Origin of the sequence: Marinobacter sp. LV10MA510-1, assembly GCF_002563885.1 — a bacterium.
In the GTDB taxonomy this organism is placed as follows: domain Bacteria; phylum Pseudomonadota; class Gammaproteobacteria; order Pseudomonadales; family Oleiphilaceae; genus Marinobacter.
The window spans coordinates 3,974,053-3,990,872 of record NZ_PDJA01000001.1 but is presented as its reverse complement, the minus strand read 5'-3'; the positions used below and the strand labels follow the sequence as shown (position 1 = coordinate 3,990,872).

The following is a 16,820-nucleotide window of genomic DNA, read 5'->3' as shown; positions in this document are numbered from 1 at the left end:
TTTAACGATCTGTTCTACTGCACCGGGGCCAAGAGCCCCGGTGTTTTATCTCGCTAACTCCTGCGGAGACATTCACTGTGGAATCACAGTTCCAATTTGACTGGCAAGCCGCCATAGATTCCATACCCTTCCTGGCGAAGGGTATTCCTTACACGTTGATGATTTCGTTCGGCGGCCTTGCTATTGGTTTTCTCCTGGGCATTCTGTTTGGCCTGTTGAGCATTAACAAACACTGGTATTTCCGCTGGCCCGCAACGACTTATATTGAAATATTCCGCGGCACGCCCATTCTGGTGCAGGTGCTGTTCATATTTTACGGTTTACCCGACCTTGTTGGCGGCCCGATTGATCCGCTTGTCGCCGGTATTGCGGCCATCGCTCTGAACTCGGGTGCCTATATCTCTGAAGTGGTTCGTGGTGGTGTGCAGTCTATTGACCGCGGCCAAACCGAAGCTGGCCTGTCTCTAGGCCTGTCCCGTACCCAGAGTTTCTGGTCGATTGTGTGGCCCCAGGCGTTTCGCCGGATGATTCCACCCCTCGGTAACCAGGCCATCGTCAGCATTAAAGACACCTCGCTGTTTTCTGTTATCGGCGTGGGTGAACTGGTTCGCCAGGGCCAGGTGTACATTGCCAATACCTTCACCGCCTTTGAGGTGTACTTTGTAGTGGCCCTTATGTACCTCGCTATAACCCTGTCACTGTCTATGGTTCTGCGCTATATGGAAAAGCGCGGCCGGGCCTCTGTGTGAAGGAAACTGACTGATGACTCATATTGTGCAGCTCAAACGCATGAACAAGTACTTTGGCAAGCTTCACGTGCTGAAAGATATTGATCTGGCCGTAGAGGCCGGCGAAGTAGTGGTGATTATCGGCGCCAGCGGCTCCGGTAAATCCACCCTGATCCGCTGCGTTAACGGTCTGGAAGAATACGAATCCGGCCACCTGGAAGTCGACGGCCATAAACTAGCGCCCAAAGGCGGCAACCAGGAATCCCTGGCTGAAATCCGCAAAGAAGTGGGCATGGTATTCCAGCAGTTCAATCTGTTCCCTCACCTGTCGGTGAAGAAGAACATTATGCTGGCGCCTATGAAGGTGAAAAGTGCCGACAAAACCATTGCTAATGCCACTGCAGATCGTTTGCTTGAGCGTGTTGGCATCAGCGATCAGGCCGACAAGTTCCCCAGCCAACTGTCTGGCGGCCAGCAGCAACGGGTAGCCATTGCTCGCGCCCTGGCGATGGAGCCGCGAGTAATGCTGTTCGACGAACCCACCTCGGCGCTAGACCCGGAAATGGTTGGCGAGGTGCTGGACGTTATGCGCGAACTGGCCAAAGAAGGCATGACCATGATGGTGGTGACCCACGAAATGGGCTTCGCCCGCGAAGTGGCCGACCGGGTGATTTACATCCACGAAGGCCAGATTGTGGAAGAAGGCAAACCCCACGACGTGTTCGATAATCCCCAGAACGAACGGACCCAGGCATTTTTGTCACGGGTACTGGGAAACTGATGAATTGTTGAAGTTGATTTACAGAGTTACAGCATTAATTAAAGAGTAACAACAAAGCCCCCGTATTCGGGGGCTTTGTTGTTTTAAGCCTCGTTCACGGGCCGGGTCAACATAGTCAGCAGGAACTTCGAGCAAATCTTACTTGAACGCGCCATTTGTTGATGCTAATTTTGATGCATATGGTCATCAAATTAAAGATCAGGAAGCGTCATGCGGACAACAGTAACCATCGACGACGAGTTATACCAGCAGGCGCTCAGCATGGCTGATCCCGGCATGGACAAGGCAGAACTGTTTCGGGAAGCAATAAAAGTGTTTGTAAGAACTCGCGCAGCCAAACGCCTGGCGGCGCTGGGTAGTACCGCACCCGAAATGCAAGACATCCCTCGCCGCCATGAAGACGCTCCGGCGTCATGAATGTACTGGTTGATACATCAATTTGGGCAGAGCACTTTCGTAATCGCAATACAACGCTTACCAAGCTGTTGCTCTCAGCTGTGCCAGCAAACGACGATCAACACGATCCGTTTCCCGAGTGAGATTCACGCCCATTGTCACCTGCGCCACACCCATCAATTCTTGCTTAATAGCGCGCTTCTGCTTCTCTGAAAACCACGCCAGCACATCTGCCAAATGCCAGATAGCCGAAGTGCCGTCATGCAATGGCAGAGGAAAACTGGCGAAGTGAGTCTGAATAAGCTTGCGCATATTCTGGCGGGAGAAACCCAGGATTCCTGCCAGATCAGATACGCCAACCAAGTCAGGCGCGGCCTCAACAAGACCGGCATGTGGCAGAGCTGCTTTGACGTTCCGCAGTGCGCTTAGAATCGCGACTTCCGCTGATTCAGCCTCACGAGTGAAGTTCAGGGCAAACCGCCCTTTTTGGCCGAACCCAATGATGGCGTCATCGCAGCCAGCCTCAAAGAGCCGCTCCTCCATTTCATCCACACCAAGAGTCTCTGAAATCGCAAAGGTCAGAGTAAAATCAAAACTAGGACTCATGGCCTTTCTCTCCCGTATCGTCATAGCGACCCGCGCAGTTATCCACGATGCGACGGATCTGCCGGGCATGATTGCCTGTATTCCTCGGTGTACTCCAAATGCTGGCCACGCAAAACTCACCACACCGGCACGCCGCGTCATTAAAGGGGCAATACATCCGCCCCCAAGCATGGCCACCGCGCATTTCTATACGCCAACCCTTTGCTTCTGCATGGAGAATAGCGGACTCAATGTCTTTATTCGTGTGGCGTTTTCGCTTCACGATCGGCTGCACCTTTATTAAACAATACTCTTAAAGTTGTCAGATGACAACCAAGCAGAAAGCGAGAATCTGCTATTCCCCAATCACCACCGAACCAGACCCAATAGCCACGCCCCCACAGGAAATCGCGCTGCCGGTTACGGCCGCCGGACTTCCATTTATGACAACGGTGGAAGAACCGCCAGCAATGGTACGGGGATGGGGAGAATGCTTGGGTTTTGAGTGCGGCGCTAAAGGGTCGCCCAGGCGGGCAACGGGTTTGCCATCAATTAAAACATCGGGGGAGCCGGCAATGACCGGCGTTGGCGGGAATCCACTATGATCGGAGCCCAAGTCTCCGAGAAGCACCACTGCTTTGCTCATGTCGCATCCTTTGCGTTGAGTTCGTCCCTAGTTATTTCTTCTACGCGCCGCGAACAATCCTAGTCCAACAAACGCGTGCGTTTATGTTATCGCCTTCAGTGCTTCTTGCAAAGCGGTAGCCTGAGCCCGCTGTTAACTGTAAAATTTAAAAAGGTTAACAGCCGATTCATCGCAACCCGAAATTCTTGTTTGCCCGGAGCCCCTCAATGCGCAATGCCGATCTTGTCGCCCGCGATCTTAAATCCGTGTGGCACCCCTGTACCCAGATGAAAGACCACGAAAGCCTGCCGCTGATCCCGATTAAAAAGGGCAAAGGCGTGTGGCTGGAAGACTTCGAAAACAACCGCTATATCGATGCGGTCAGCTCTTGGTGGGTCAATCTGTTTGGCCACTCCAACGATCGCATCAACAACGCCATCATCGAACAGATCGGCCAGCTGGAACACGTGATTCTTGCCGGCTTCAGCCATGAGCCGGTGGTGAATCTTTCAGAGCGATTGATTGAGGTAACGCCGGAAGGACTGAACAAATGCTTTTACGCCGACAACGGTTCATCGGCTATCGAAGCGGCGCTGAAGATGAGTTTTCACTACTGGAAGAACCAGGGCCAACCGAGCAAAAAGAACTTCGTGAATCTGGCCAACAGCTACCACGGTGAAACCTTGGGCGCGCTGGCGCTGGGTGATGTAGCGCTTTACAAAAACACCTACCAGCCATTGTTGATGGAGGTGATTACTGCACCCTCACCGGACGCCTACCTGAAAGAGCCCGGTGAAACCGACGAAGCTTTCGCCCTGCGCCAGTTCGAGGCGATGAAAGCGCTGCTGGCAGAAAGGCACCATGAAATCAGTGCGGTTGTGGTTGAGCCGCTCATTCAATGCGCCGGCGGCATGCGCATGCACCACCCGGTTTACCACACCAAACTGCGCGAAGCTTGTGACCGGTACGGCGTACATCTGATTGCCGACGAAATTGCCGTGGGCTTTGGTCGCACCGGTACCCTGTTCGCCTGCGAGCAGGCGGGCATCACACCGGATTTCATGTGTTTGTCAAAAGGCCTGACCGCAGGCTACCTGCCATTGTCTGTGGTGCTGACCACTGATACCGTTTACAACGGGTTTTACGACGATTACGAAACCATGCGGGCGTTTTTGCACAGCCACAGTTACACCGGCAACCCCATTGGCTGCGCCGTAGCACTGGCAACTCTGGACATTTTCCGTGATGATCGGGTCATCGAAAATAATCGTCGCCTGTCGGCCTGTATGGCCGAGTCGGTCGCGCATCTGGCTGATCACCCCAACGTGGGTGATATTCGCCAGCACGGCATGACTCTGGCCATCGAAATGGTTAAAAACAAAGCCGACAAAACGCCCTTCCACTGGAAAGAAAGGCGCGGTTTGAAAGTGTACCAGCACTCACTCACCCGCCAGGCCTTGTTACGCCCGCTGGGCAATGTGGTGTATTTTATGCCACCCTATGTGATCACCGAGGATCAGATTCAGCATCTGGCCCGGGTAGCCACGGAGGGCATCAATATCGCTGTGCGCGACTGAGTTGCGCCTTTAAGGAAAACTGCGTTGCGAATACCACGAATCTACACCGACACTCCGTTACAGGCCGGCGCAGAAGCGCAGCTGGACGACAGCGCCGCACAACATGTGGGCCGGGTATTGCGCATGCAACCTGGCCAGGCGCTAAGCCTGTTCAACGGCGATGGCCAGGACTACCCCGCACTGATTGCCAGCGCCAGCAAGAAAAACGTGACGGTTCAGGTGGGGCAACCCACTGCAAACAGCAGTGAATCAACGCTGGAGATAGTGCTCGGGCAAACCCTGTCAAAGGGTGACCGCATGGATTACGCGGTGCAGAAAGCGACGGAAATGGGCGTTAGCCGAATCGTGCCTCTTTCAACCGAACGCTGCGATGTACGCCTGAAAGGCGACCGCGAAGACAAGCGCCTGAGCCACTGGCGTTCGGTAGCCATCAGCGCCGCCGAACAATGCGGCCGCGCACGAGTGCCAGACATTTTACCGGTGATGAACATCACCGAATGGCTGGATTACAGCCAACACTGCGATGTGCGCCTGGTGCTGCACCACCGCACCGAGCAGTCACTGGATTCTCTGGCCAAACCCAACAGCGTTGCCCTGATGATCGGCCCCGAAGGCGGCCTGAGCGCCGACGAAATTGCCCAGGCCGAAAAATCCGGCTTCCTTCCGGTTGCGCTCGGCCCGAGAGTGCTCCGCACGGAAACCGCGCCGGTTGCCGCCATGGCACTGTGCCAGTGGCTGTGGGGTGATTTTGGTGCCTGATCTCCGTATGTGCGTTCCCAAACTGGCTACATCATCCACACGTCACACAGTTAAGACGTGCAGATGACAAGCCTGGCCACGTCCATCGAACTTTTGCAGTACCTCAGCATCCCGGTGATCGCGGCATTAATCGGCTGGGTCACCAACTGGCTGGCCATTAAAATGACCTTTTACCCCATCAAATTTTTCGGCTGGCCACCGTACCTGGGCTGGCAAGGCATTATTCCCTCCAAAGCCCGCAAAATGGCGCTCATCAGCGTAGACACCACCATCGCCAAGATTGGCACCGTGCCAGAAATTTTTCAGCAGCTGGACCCCAACGTACTCGCCACCCAACTGATCCACACCATAAACCCGCGACTTGAAGGCTACGTAGACGAGTTGATGATGCGCGAGTCGCCGGCGTTGTGGCAAAGCTTGCCAGGCCCAGCCAAACGGCTGGTGTACGAGCGCGCCCGCAAAGCCTTGCCCGCACTGGTGATGCAGGTAATGGACGACATAGCGCAAAACGCAGAAGAGTTGCTGGACATCAAAACCATGGTGATAGACCAGCTCACCGCCGACAAAACCCTGCTAAACCGCATATTTTTGACCTGCGGCTACCGTGAGTTCCACTTTATTGTGAAGTCAGGCCTGTATCTGGGTTTTGGCTTTGGCCTGTTACAGATGCTGCTGTGGTACGTATTTCCAGTGTGGTGGGTGCTGCCCCTGGGTGGTTTAGTGGTGGGCTTTGCCACCAACTGGATTGCCCTGAACGTTATTTTCCGCCCGCTGTACCCGGTGCGAATTGGCCGTTGGCGCATTCAGGGGCTGTTTCTGAAACGTCAGCCAGAGGTTGCTGAATCCTTCTGCCACATTGTGGCCCACGACATACTCACGGTGGGCAGTATTATAGAGGCCATACTGGATGGGCCGCGGGGCGGGCAGGCTCTGGATATCATCAAAACGCACCTACGGCCGCTGCTGAACGCAGACGCAGGCGTCAATCAAACTCTGGCACACATGGCGCTGGGCCCCGTTGCCGCTGCCAGCTTACGCAACCAGCTGGAAAGCAAAGCCGTTGAGCTGTCCCGCAGCGCGTTAAGCCAACCGGCTTTTCAGAAAGACCGTGCGCGAGCCATTGAATCCATTATGGTCGAGCGCATGATGACGTTGTCTTCTGGCGAGTTTCAGGATTTGCTGCGACCGTGCTTTCAGGAAGATGAAATCAAACTGATTCTGGTGGGTGCGGCGCTGGGTATGCTGGCCGGTATTGGCCAACTGCTTCTGGTGTTTGGGCAAGCCTTGACGTAGGCCACCCCGCAAAAGTGGTAAACGCTGAGTGCCTATGTGGAAGACACAGAAACGATGGTCGGGAACCTGGATGCCAATTTATACTGCTTGATCCGGCGTTACCGGGTTCTGTCTGTCTTCACCGGCCAGCAATTCAGCGAAGGTAAGCTCGTCGCCCTTCGTGGACCGGCCAAACAGGCTTTTCGGTAGCAGCGCCGGCAACCGGGTCACCACGTTATCTTCATCGTTACGCACCGCCTTCAGTACGTCACCCACCGTAATTCGCTCGAGCGATCTGCCCGGATGCAGGCAGTCGCCGTCGCTGCCAGCCAGCGTCAGCAGTTTGGCGCGAATGAGCTTGTCACTGATATTACGGGTGACCTCCCCCGGAACTCTGAGCTCCTGCTCAACCACCTCCTGCCGCGGCGCGGGCCGGCCCTCATGAAACGGCTTCGCCACCATCCACATCAATGCCAAGGCGACATGTTCCTGCAACTCCGGCGCCAGCTGCACCTGATGGCGCTTGGCCACTGAGCCCGGGTTCTGCAGATAAAAACTCAGACTTGCGCCCAGCAGAAGTATCATCCAGTTCAGATAGAGCCAGATCAGCATGATAATGCCGATGGCAAAACTGGAATAAATGGCGGCGTATCTGGCAGACCCGGCCACGAACGACGCAAACAGCATTCCGGCGGCCTGCCAGGACACACCCGCAATCAGGCCTGCCAGAAACGCGTAACGTACCTTCACTCGGGTGTTGGGAATGAACACGTACACAAACGTGAATGCACCCACTACCAGGAAGAAGGGTGTAAAGCGGCTGATCAGTAAAATCACCGAGCCGAAAGGTTCTATCGCAATCAGGGTTTGCACAAACGATGAAGAGAAAATGGTGGCGCTGATACCAATAGCGGACACCATCAGCAGCGGCCCAACCATGATAACGCTTAAATAGTTACTGAAGCGCTGCGCCAGAGATCGCATCTCTGGCACCCGCCAGATCATATTAAACGAGCGCTCTATTTTCTGCACCAGCGACACCACCGTGTACACCAGCACCGCCAGGCCTACCGAGCCCAACACACCCACTTTTATATTGTCCACAAAGCCCAAAATGCGGTCTGCCATTTCAATGCCGTCGGGCCCCAGCGGCTGGAAGAACTGGTACAGGAACGGCTCCATTTTCTGATGAACGCCCAAAGCCTTCAGCACCGAAAAACTGAGGGCCAGCAACGGCACAATGCTCAGTAACGTGGTGTAAACCAGGCTCATGGCGTGAAGAGTAAGCTGCCCGCCGATAAAGTCCCGAATCAGCGCATACAGCGAGCGCCCGGTTTTATAAAGCCAGGTCCAGGGCCAGTGTTGCGGCGGATTAGGATTTGCCAGGATCCATTTTTCAGCAGCAGCAAGACGTTCCTGTATCTGAAGAGAAGCCACTTTTTGTCCCGTTGCTAGAATGTGCCAGAGTTTGAAAGTGCCGGTGCGCGCCAGATTTTGAAAGTGCCCCTGCTTGAAACAGGGACATACAGATTCAAGTATGGCTCAAATGAGTGCCGGGGGGGAAACCAGCCGCTGGCGCACAAGAAACCGCACCTTCAGCCGCAGCCGTTTACCAGGAAACGGATTCATTGGACCCACGCTTGATAATGGGCGTTTCTACCTCCCAGGTTGCCAGACCAGTCGCCAGGTCGGTCAGAGACAGCTGGATGTAATATTCAACCTGCTGCTCTTTACCTGCTTTATGGTTGCGCTGCAGAATCTTGCCCGACAGGCTCAGGTCTGGCGCTATCAAAGTGCCTTTGCGTTGCACACCCGCCTGGTCAAACTCTTCAGAATCACGCAGCTCACGCACGCGCGCGCTCATTTCATCTTCAGCACCATCAAGGCCTACCGCTGTGGTGGTCACGACTTTGCCGGAGCGCAGCAGCGCCACACGGATCTTCTTGGTGAGCTGATCTGTGTCGATACGCTGCATGGTGTCATTGGTAACGCGACTGACCACCATGATGTAACGCTCGCCATTGGGCTTACTAACGGCGCCGCTGGCAAGCATGTCATCAACGGCCTCGGTGGCCGCTTTTTCGAAATCCCGGTAATCCATGGTCATGGTCACAGGCCCATCGTCAGCAGCCGGGTCGATATATCGGGTAGGCGTCGCGCAGCCGGCAAGCATGAGCATGCTGATACAAAACACAATGGGAAGTTTGAACATACAGAATCCTTATTGCTGGGGCTCACGAAGATGGAGCTGATAATCGGTAACGCGGGCGTGGGGCGCCGTTGCGGTGAAATAACGGGTTTGACCGGTTAATAACGAGACTTTTCGATAGCCCTCGCCAACGCCTTTTACGACCATGCCGTTGGGGTCAAACCAGGTCACTTTCCAAGCCAGATCGCCGTTGGAGCGTGCCTCAATAGCGTACTGGATTTGCAACAGGGTTTCTCCGCCAGGCTGAGCAATACGCTGGCTTAGCAGCTCTGTTACGGCCACAAAATAGTTTACTTCCGGGTCGATCTGAAGTTGCTCGCGGTCGATTGCAGCTGCTGTTTCGGCGGGTGGCTGGATAGCGCAACCGGCCAATACCAGTGCGCAACTGAAGGCGATGATCTGTTTTTGAAATTTCATAGTTCGGGTTCTCATAGCTTGTCCCTGATTGGGCTCATTGAGTAGCTGTCAGCAAATCATTCCCCGACAGTTGCACCGTTGATGCCGGGTTACGCCCTTGCAAATCAAGCGCGACGACGCTGGCCGGGCCAGCCAAAGTGGGCCGTTTTACGTACAGCAAGGTAAACGGCTGGTCAGGTAGAACAATAGTACCCAAAGAACGGCCATTTGTGCCTGTTAGCGTTAGTTTACCACTCTCGGGGCGATCGATCCGAGCGGCCTGCCAGTGGTCAGGCAACGCCTGCCAGCTGCGTAAATCAGCCTGGGTAGTGGCAATGGTCAGCGCGGCAGCACCGAGCTGACCCCAAACGCCAAACTTTTCTGCAGCTTCGTTCTGGATGACCGCTTTTATCACAGCAGACGATACTGCCCGTGCTAAAACACCGGGGAATCGCTCTTTCATTTCAGTGCGAATCACCGACCCCATGTCCGATATGAACTCTGTTTGCACCGCAACATCAGCGCCGGCAAGCACCCCCAGGCTCCCCGGAACAGCCGCACGGTCTCTGTATCTGGGCAGTGCAATGCCAAAGTAAGCGGGTGCCTGCTGATTGCCATGAAACAACAGCAAAGGCACATCAATCCGGGTTTCTTCCAATACCGGGCCCAGACCGTTTTCATAAACAACCCACACCTGCGGGCCAAGTTCAGCTATCGACTGCTGGCCTGCGGCCAGCGCCTCGGCAAGTTTGGCGTCACGCTGCAGAACACCACTAGCGCTGTTCATAGCGGCAACACGTGTGAGGGACGTGGCGGCTTTTTCGTAATCGGCGCGGCCACCGGCGTTGGCCAGGAAGAACAGGCCATGCAGATATGTGCTGGCCGGCACAATAAACTCAGGCAGCACCGACCACTCAGATCCTCCCTCGTAGCGCTGCGACACCCCATTGCGCAGGCTTTGGTTACTCAGACTGTTGCGAACCATAGCTGCCGTGTTTTGTCCGCTCTGCGCCTGCTGGTTCAGCGCCGCCCGCTGTTCGGTGATTTCCTTACTGAAGTATTCCACCGCACGCCGTGTACGGTCATCCGCCCGGTTAAACTCGACACGCGCAAATTCGTTATTGCCCTCGGCCAGAAACGCCAGGCCCTTGTAGGTGTTGACGAGAATCGCCTCCGACATCAGCGCTTGATAGTCGCGCTCGGAGTCGTTCACCATCAACGCCATGAAGGCCGTTGACGATTGTTCCAGAATATTGGCCAGGTCCAGGTTCTTCATACCCTCTTCCGCCAAATCATAGGTGTTGGTGGCCTCCTGATAGCGGCCCAACAACCGGTATAACTCGGCCTGATGCAACAGATCCAGCAAATGTTCATCGGGATCTACAGCCTTACCCTTGGCGGTTTTGAAGCTCACCGCTTGCAACGCAAGGTCGTAATCGCCTACCGCGTAAGCATCATTAAACGCGTTCATCTGATTTTTTTGCTGGAACGAAGAACACCCCACCATCAGCGTTGCTAGAAAAGCGGCCACCAAAAAACGAAACACAACTTCCACTCAAACACTCCCTGAGCTTACAAGGTGCGGCCCAAGCCGCCCAATTTTGCCTATACTGATACTATTCCTAATATCATCATACGGCGAAATTCTGCCCCACACGTCAAAACCAATCGCAAAAGGCGAAATTATGGATCATGAATTTTGGCATACCCGCTGGGAACGCAAAGAGATCGGATTCCACCAAGAGTCGGTCAATCACTATTTGCACGAGCACTGGCCAGACCTGACAGGGCCGGAAAAAAGCCAGGTTCTGGTGCCGCTGTGCGGTAAATCCCATGACATCTGGTGGCTTCACGATCGCGGCCACCCCATTCTGGGCGTAGAGCTCAGCAGCATTGCCTGCAAAGATTTTTTTGAAGAAGCCGGCGAAAAAGTAATGGTGACACCCGGTTCGCCGTTTACCCGTTTCTGCCATGACGACACCCTGGAATTGTGGTGCGGTGATTTTTACCAGCTATCTCCGGCGGACGTAAAAAACGTGCGCTGGGTATACGACCGTGCCGCGCTGATTGCCCTGCCACCGCCTATGCGCCAGCGCTATGCCAGCCACCTGAGCGCTATCTTGCCTGAGAGCTGCGACATACTGCTGATTACCCTGGATTACGACGGCAGTGAAATGACCGGTCCGCCGTTCAACGTGACTGACAGCGAGGTGTACGAACTGTTCAGCGATGACTTCACCGTTGAGCGCCTGCGCCAAAACAGCATGGGGAAAGACGATCCCTTCGCCAAACGCAAAGGCCTGGGCAGCGCCACGGAAAGTGTGTTCCGGCTACACAAACGCTGATTGGGCGGATTTATCGGTTGGCCACGGAACCGCCACCGTTAAGCCACTGTCCAAACAGGCAAAGCTAAACTAAGCTTCCGATAAGTAGGCCAAAAACAAAAAACAACTCTATAACTAGTCATAGTACGCACGTCGAGCTGAGGGCAGTCCGGCCCAGGCGGGCGGCAACAACACATAATGAGGAATACGCGTTACGAACGGCTAAACCATTGCAAGCGAGGGGCATTCATGAGCATTCTGCAACAGTATAAAAACCGTTACGAAAGGACTCAAGAAGAAGAATTTTCTCTAGAGGAATACTTGGAGATCTGCAAAAACGACCCCGGAGCTTATGCTAGCGCTTCCGAGCGCCTACTTTTGGCTATTGGCGAACCCGAACTGATAGACACCTCACGTGATACCAGATTGTCGCGTATCTTTTCCAACAAAGTAATCAAACGTTACCCGGAATTTTCCGAGTTCTACGGCATGGAAGAAGCGGTGGAAAACATCGTGTCTTTCTTCCGCCATGCAGCCCAAGGGCTAGAGGAAAAGAAACAGATTTTATACCTGCTGGGCCCGGTAGGCGGTGGTAAATCGTCACTGGCGGAAAAGCTCAAATCCCTGGTGCAAAAGGTACCGTTTTACGCCATCAAGGGCTCCCCGGTTAACGAGTCACCACTGGGATTGTTTGATCCAGCCGAAGACACCGAAATTCTGCACGAAGAATACGGCATCCCCCCGCATTATCTAAAAAGCATCATGTCGCCTTGGGCCGTGAAGCGCCTGCACGAATTTGGCGGCGACGTCAGCCAGTTCCGAGTGGTGAAACGTTATCCGTCCATTCTGGACCAGGTAGGCGTATCCAAAACCGAACCGGGCGACGACAACAACCAGGATATTTCCGCCCTGGTGGGCAAAGTGAATATCCGCATGCTAGAAGACTATTCCCAGGATGACCCAGACGCATACAGTTTCAGCGGCGGCCTGTGCAGATCCAACCAGGGCTTGCTTGAATTTGTAGAGATGTTCAAGGCGCCCATCAAAGTTCTGCACCCCCTGCTAACCGCCACCCAAGAAGGCAACTACAACACAACCGAAGGCATGGGTTCTGTGCCCTTTGATGGCGTTATTCTGGCTCACTCTAACGAATCCGAGTGGCAAACCTTTCGCAACAACAAACACAACGAAGCCTTCCTTGACCGTGTGTACATTGTGAAAGTGCCCTACTGCGTGCGGGTAACCGAAGAGGTTGATATCTATCGCAAGCTGCTGGAACACAGTTCCCTGGCGGGTGCGCCCTGCGCACCGGACACCCTGGACATGCTGGCCCAGTTCTCTGTGTTGTCACGCATAAAAGACCCGGACAATTCCAGTATTTTCTCGAAAATGCGAGTCTACGATGGCCAGAACATCAAAGACACCGACCCCAAGGCCAAATCGATTCAGGAATACCGCGATGCGGCCGGTGTGAATGAGGGCATGGATGGCCTGTCCACCCGTTTCGCCTTCAAGATCCTGTCAAAAGTGTTCAACTTCGACACCAACGAAGTTGCCGCCAACCCGGTGCATCTGCTGTATGTGATTGAAAAACAAATTGAACAGGAACAGTTCCAGCCCGAAATTCAGGAGCGCTACCTGCGCTACATCAAGGAATTCCTGGCGCCTCACTACGTGCAGTTTATTGGTAAAGAAATTCAGACTGCGTATCTGGAAAGCTACAGCGAATACGGCCAGAACCTGTTCGACCGCTACGTCACCTATGCCGACCTGTGGATTCAAGACCAGGAATTCCGCGACCCGGACACCGGGGAAATTCTGGACAGAGTCTCTATTAACGAAGAACTGGAGAAAATCGAGAAGCCGGCGGGCATCAGCAACCCCAAAGATTTCCGCAACGAGGTAGTCAACTTTGTGCTGCGTGCCCGTGCCAATAACCAGGGCGACAACCCTTCCTGGCTGAGCTATGAAAAACTGCGCAGTGTGATCGAGAAGAAAATGTTCTCGAACACCGAAGACCTGCTGCCGGTGATTTCATTCAATCCCAAAGCCAATAACGAAGACCAGAAAAAGCACAAGCAGTTCGTTGACCGGATGATAGACCGCGGCTATACCGAGAAACAGGTGCGGTTGCTGGCAGAGTGGTACCTGCGGGTTCGCAAATCCCATTAACCGATAGCGGATGCACTGAATAGCGCGCTTTATGGCGCACTGTATAGCGCACTTTATAGAGGGAAGCGTTATGGGAAGCACCCACATTATTGACCGGCGCCTGAACGGTAAAAACAAAAGCGCAGTGAATCGGGAACGATTCCTGCGCCGTTACCGCCATCACATAAAGAAGGCCGTGGCTGAAGCGGTGAAAAAACGCTCCATTACCGATGTGGAGCACGGGGAGAGCGTGAGCATTCCCAACCGCGACATTCAGGAGCCGATTTTTCACCACGGCCAAGGTGGGCGCCAGGAAGTGGTGCACCCCGGCAACCAGGAGTTTCTGGCCGGCGACACCCTGCCCAAACCGCCTGACGGTGGTGGGCAGGGGCAAGGCAATGGCCAGGCCAGCCAAGATGGCGAGGGAATGGATGAATTCGCCTTTCAGATTACCCAAGAAGAGTTCCTGAACTTCCTGTTTGACGATTTGGCGCTGCCTAATCTGGTGCGCAAACGCCTGAAAGACACCGAGTCGTTCAAATACGTACGCTCTGGTTTTAGCACTCAGGGGGTGCCCGCCAAGCTGGATGTTATTCGTTCTTTACGCGGAGCCCACGCTCGCCGCCTGAGCTTAAGCGGAGCCCGCCGACGTAAAATCCGCGAACTGGAAGAGCAGCTTGCGGCGCTGAAAGTTGCGCCGGATGACCTGAATACTGCGTTCAGCCACGCCGACCAGATTCAGGTTCTGGAAGAAGAAATTACACGGCTGAAAGCCAACGTGAAACGCATTCCGTTTATTGACGAAATCGACCTGCGCTACCGCCAGCACCTGAAGCAACCGCAACCGGCCACCAGCGCGGTGATGTTCTGCCTGATGGACGTATCCGGCTCTATGACTCAAACCCACAAGGACATCGCTAAACGCTTCTTTATTTTGCTGTATCTGTTCTTGCAGAAGAACTACAAAAAAATCGACGTAGTATTTATTCGCCACCACACCAGCGCCAAAGAGGTAAACGAAGAAGAGTTTTTTTATTCGCGGGAAACCGGAGGAACCATTGTGTCCAGCGCCCTGAAGCTGATGCAGAAAATCATCGACAGCCGCTATTCACCGGCGGAGTGGAACATTTACGCCGCCCAGGCATCCGACGGCGACAACTGGAATGACGACTCCCCGGTGTGCAGCAAACTGTTAACAGACCGGCTGCTTCCGCTGGTGCAGTATTACGCCTACATCGAGATTACGCCCCAGAACCACCAGATGCTCTGGTACGAATACGAGAAGATTCTGGCGCGCTTTCCGCACGCATTCGCGATGCAGCAAATTGCCGATGCCAGCGATATTTACCCGGTCTTCCGCCGGCTGTTCGAGAGGAAAGCCGCATGAGTGAACACGACGACCGCGCACCGCGCGTTGACACCCCGCCCGTGCCGCCTAAGGCATTAAAAGCACGGGAGCCGATTTCGACCGGGTCAGAATGGACCTTTGACCTGATACAGCGCTACGACGAAGAAATTGCAAAATGTGCAGCCGAGTTCGGCCTGGACACCTACCCCAACCAGGTGGAGGTGATCAGCGCTGAACAGATGATGGACGCCTACAGCTCTGTGGGCATGCCGGTAGGCTACAACCACTGGTCGTTCGGCAAGCAATTCCTCAACACCTCAAAAGGTTACCAGCGCGGGCAAATGGGGTTGGCCTATGAAATCGTCATCAATTCAGACCCGTGCATCGCCTACCTGATGGAAGAGAACACCCTGCCCATGCAAGCGCTGGTGATTGCCCACGCCTGCTATGGTCACAATTCTTTCTTTAAAGGCAACTACCTGTTTCGCACCTGGACCGACGCCAGTGCGATTATTGATTATCTGGTTTTTGCACGGCACTACATCGCCGAATGCGAAGAACGCCACGGTGTAGACGCGGTGGAAGAGGTACTAGACTCCTGCCACGCGCTGATGAACTACGGAGTGGATCGCTACAAGCGGCCGTCGCCCATTTCCGCCGGCGAAGAAAAGCTGCGCCAAACCGAACGCGAGGAATACCAGCAGCGCCGCATCAACGATTTGTGGCGCACCATTCCCCTGCCCACCGATGACAGCGACTCTGAAAGTAAGAAAAAGCGTTTCCCGGAGGAAGCCCAGGAAAACATCCTGTATTTCATTGAAAAGAACGCACCTTTGCTGGAAACCTGGCAGCGGGAAATTATTCGCATTGTGCGTAAATTGGGCCAGTACTTTTACCCTCAGCGGCAAACCCAGGTGATGAACGAAGGCTGGGCGACTTTCTGGCACTACACCCTAATTCACGCCCTGTACGACAAAGGGCTGGTAACCGATGGTTTTATGCTGGAACTGTTGGCTAGCCATACTGCGGTGGTGTACCAACCGCCGTTCAACAGCCGTTATTATTCCGGCATAAACCCCTACACCCTCGGGTTTGCGATCTTTACCGACTTGCGCCGACTTTGTGAGCAGCCCACAGATGAAGACCGCGAATGGTTCCCGGACATTGCCGGCTCCGATTGGCGGGAAACCCTACATTTCGCCATGAAAAACTTCAAAGACGAAAGCTTTATTCAGCAGTTTCTGTCGCCCAAGGTGATGCGCGATTTAAAGTTGTTTGCTATTGAAAACGACGATGAGGAAGACGCTTACCTGGTGACCGCCATTCACGATGAAACCGGGTACCGCACACTGCGTGAAAAGTTGGCGCGGCAATACAACCTGAGCAGTCGCGAGCCGGATATTCAGGTGTGGAATGTGGACTTGCGTGGCGACCGCTCGCTGACCCTGCGCCACATTGTGAATGAACGTCGGCCGTTAGCGGACGACAGCGAAGAAGTGCTGCGCCACATACACCGGTTGTGGGGCTTCGATGTGCATCTTCAAAGCGTAAGCGACGGCACGGTGGTGGAGGAATATCAGTGCCCGCCGGCAGCGCCAAGTGCTTAATGGCGGCGGTTCAGCCGCGCTCAATCAGGCGGCCGTCCCGTTCCAGCCTCTGTTCTCCCGCT

17 protein-coding genes are annotated in these 16,820 nt (G+C 54.5%); 10 read left to right on the top strand and 7 right to left on the bottom strand.

Annotated elements, in window-relative coordinates; translation table 11 throughout:
* Window positions 1-77: 77 nt before the first annotated feature.
* From ATI45_RS19250 to ATI45_RS19240, 3 genes are all read left to right on the top strand, one after another.
* Window positions 78-749 (top strand): amino acid ABC transporter permease, encoded by a 672-nt coding sequence (locus ATI45_RS19250; protein WP_098421211.1) that lies wholly within the window; start codon window positions 78-80, stop codon window positions 747-749.
* A gap of 13 nt (window positions 750-762) precedes the next feature.
* Window positions 763-1,509 (top strand): amino acid ABC transporter ATP-binding protein, encoded by a 747-nt coding sequence (locus ATI45_RS19245; protein ID WP_098421210.1) that lies wholly within the window; start codon window positions 763-765, stop codon window positions 1,507-1,509.
* A 210-nt stretch (window positions 1,510-1,719) separates the two neighbouring features.
* Window positions 1,720-1,926, top strand: coding sequence for a type II toxin-antitoxin system VapB family antitoxin (locus ATI45_RS19240; protein WP_098421209.1), 207 nt, complete (start codon window positions 1,720-1,722; stop codon window positions 1,924-1,926).
* Window positions 1,927-1,983: 57 nt separating this feature from the next.
* Here ATI45_RS19240 and ATI45_RS19230 read toward each other — a convergent pair whose 3' ends face one another.
* From ATI45_RS19230 to ATI45_RS19220, 3 genes are all read right to left on the bottom strand, one after another.
* Complete coding sequence (locus ATI45_RS19230) at window positions 1,984-2,511, bottom strand: helix-turn-helix transcriptional regulator (RefSeq protein ID WP_416376670.1); 528 nt, start codon at window positions 2,509-2,511, stop codon at window positions 1,984-1,986.
* The gene (locus ATI45_RS22870) at window positions 2,501-2,773 is read right to left on the bottom strand and encodes a hypothetical protein (protein ID WP_098421208.1); all 273 of its coding nucleotides are present in this window, start codon (window positions 2,771-2,773) and stop codon (window positions 2,501-2,503) included. Before ATI45_RS22870 ends, ATI45_RS19230 begins: the two co-directional genes overlap by 11 nt.
* A 72-nt stretch (window positions 2,774-2,845) precedes the next feature.
* Window positions 2,846-3,136, bottom strand: a complete 291-nt coding sequence (locus ATI45_RS19220) for a type VI secretion system PAAR protein (RefSeq protein WP_098421207.1) — start codon at window positions 3,134-3,136, stop codon at window positions 2,846-2,848.
* A 206-nt stretch (window positions 3,137-3,342) separates the two neighbouring features.
* On the opposite strand from ATI45_RS19220, the gene ATI45_RS19215 reads away from it, so the two are divergent.
* From ATI45_RS19215 to ATI45_RS19205, 3 genes are all read left to right on the top strand, one after another.
* The gene (locus ATI45_RS19215; protein WP_098421206.1) at window positions 3,343-4,692 is read left to right on the top strand and encodes an adenosylmethionine--8-amino-7-oxononanoate transaminase; all 1,350 of its coding nucleotides are present in this window, start codon (window positions 3,343-3,345) and stop codon (window positions 4,690-4,692) included.
* Between the two features lie 24 nt (window positions 4,693-4,716).
* Window positions 4,717-5,451: a 16S rRNA (uracil(1498)-N(3))-methyltransferase gene (locus tag ATI45_RS19210; protein ID WP_098421205.1), complete on the top strand. Its 735-nt coding sequence runs from the start codon at window positions 4,717-4,719 to the stop codon at window positions 5,449-5,451.
* A 63-nt stretch (window positions 5,452-5,514) separates the two neighbouring features.
* Window positions 5,515-6,744, top strand: a complete 1,230-nt coding sequence (locus ATI45_RS19205) for a DUF445 domain-containing protein (protein WP_098421204.1) — start codon at window positions 5,515-5,517, stop codon at window positions 6,742-6,744.
* Between the two features lie 78 nt (window positions 6,745-6,822).
* Here the strand turns inward: ATI45_RS19205 and ATI45_RS19200 are convergent, their stop codons facing one another.
* The 4 genes from ATI45_RS19200 to ATI45_RS19185 all read right to left on the bottom strand — a co-directional run bounded on the left by ATI45_RS19200 (window position 6,823) and on the right by ATI45_RS19185 (window position 10,883).
* Window positions 6,823-8,160: a YihY/virulence factor BrkB family protein gene (locus ATI45_RS19200; RefSeq protein ID WP_098421203.1), complete on the bottom strand. Its 1,338-nt coding sequence runs from the start codon at window positions 8,158-8,160 to the stop codon at window positions 6,823-6,825.
* Between the two features lie 172 nt (window positions 8,161-8,332).
* Complete coding sequence (gene lpoB, locus ATI45_RS19195; protein WP_098421202.1) at window positions 8,333-8,935, bottom strand: penicillin-binding protein activator LpoB; 603 nt, start codon at window positions 8,933-8,935, stop codon at window positions 8,333-8,335.
* Between the two features lie 9 nt (window positions 8,936-8,944).
* A complete protein-coding gene (locus ATI45_RS19190; RefSeq protein ID WP_228736017.1) occupies window positions 8,945-9,349 on the bottom strand; it encodes a YcfL family protein in 405 nt (134 codons plus the stop codon).
* A gap of 34 nt (window positions 9,350-9,383) precedes the next feature.
* The gene (locus ATI45_RS19185; protein ID WP_098421200.1) at window positions 9,384-10,883 is read right to left on the bottom strand and encodes a COG3014 family protein; all 1,500 of its coding nucleotides are present in this window, start codon (window positions 10,881-10,883) and stop codon (window positions 9,384-9,386) included.
* 130 nt (window positions 10,884-11,013) lie between these two features.
* Between ATI45_RS19185 and tmpT the strand changes: the two genes are divergently transcribed.
* The 4 genes from tmpT (at window position 11,014) to ATI45_RS19165 (ending at window position 16,758) form a co-directional block, all read left to right on the top strand.
* Entirely contained in the window at window positions 11,014-11,673 is a 660-nt protein-coding gene (gene tmpT, locus ATI45_RS19180; RefSeq protein WP_098421199.1) for a thiopurine S-methyltransferase, read from the top strand.
* Between the two features lie 228 nt (window positions 11,674-11,901).
* Window positions 11,902-13,824: a PrkA family serine protein kinase gene (locus ATI45_RS19175; protein ID WP_098421198.1), complete on the top strand. Its 1,923-nt coding sequence runs from the start codon at window positions 11,902-11,904 to the stop codon at window positions 13,822-13,824.
* A gap of 70 nt (window positions 13,825-13,894) precedes the next feature.
* Window positions 13,895-15,190 carry a YeaH/YhbH family protein gene (locus ATI45_RS19170; RefSeq protein WP_098421197.1) on the top strand — a complete coding sequence of 432 codons (1,296 nt, stop codon included), beginning with the start codon at window positions 13,895-13,897 and terminating at the stop codon, window positions 15,188-15,190.
* Window positions 15,187-16,758, top strand: a complete 1,572-nt coding sequence (locus ATI45_RS19165) for a SpoVR family protein (protein ID WP_179888436.1) — start codon at window positions 15,187-15,189, stop codon at window positions 16,756-16,758. The genes ATI45_RS19170 and ATI45_RS19165 overlap by 4 nt, the downstream gene beginning before the upstream one ends.
* Window positions 16,759-16,820: the final 62 nt, after the last annotated feature.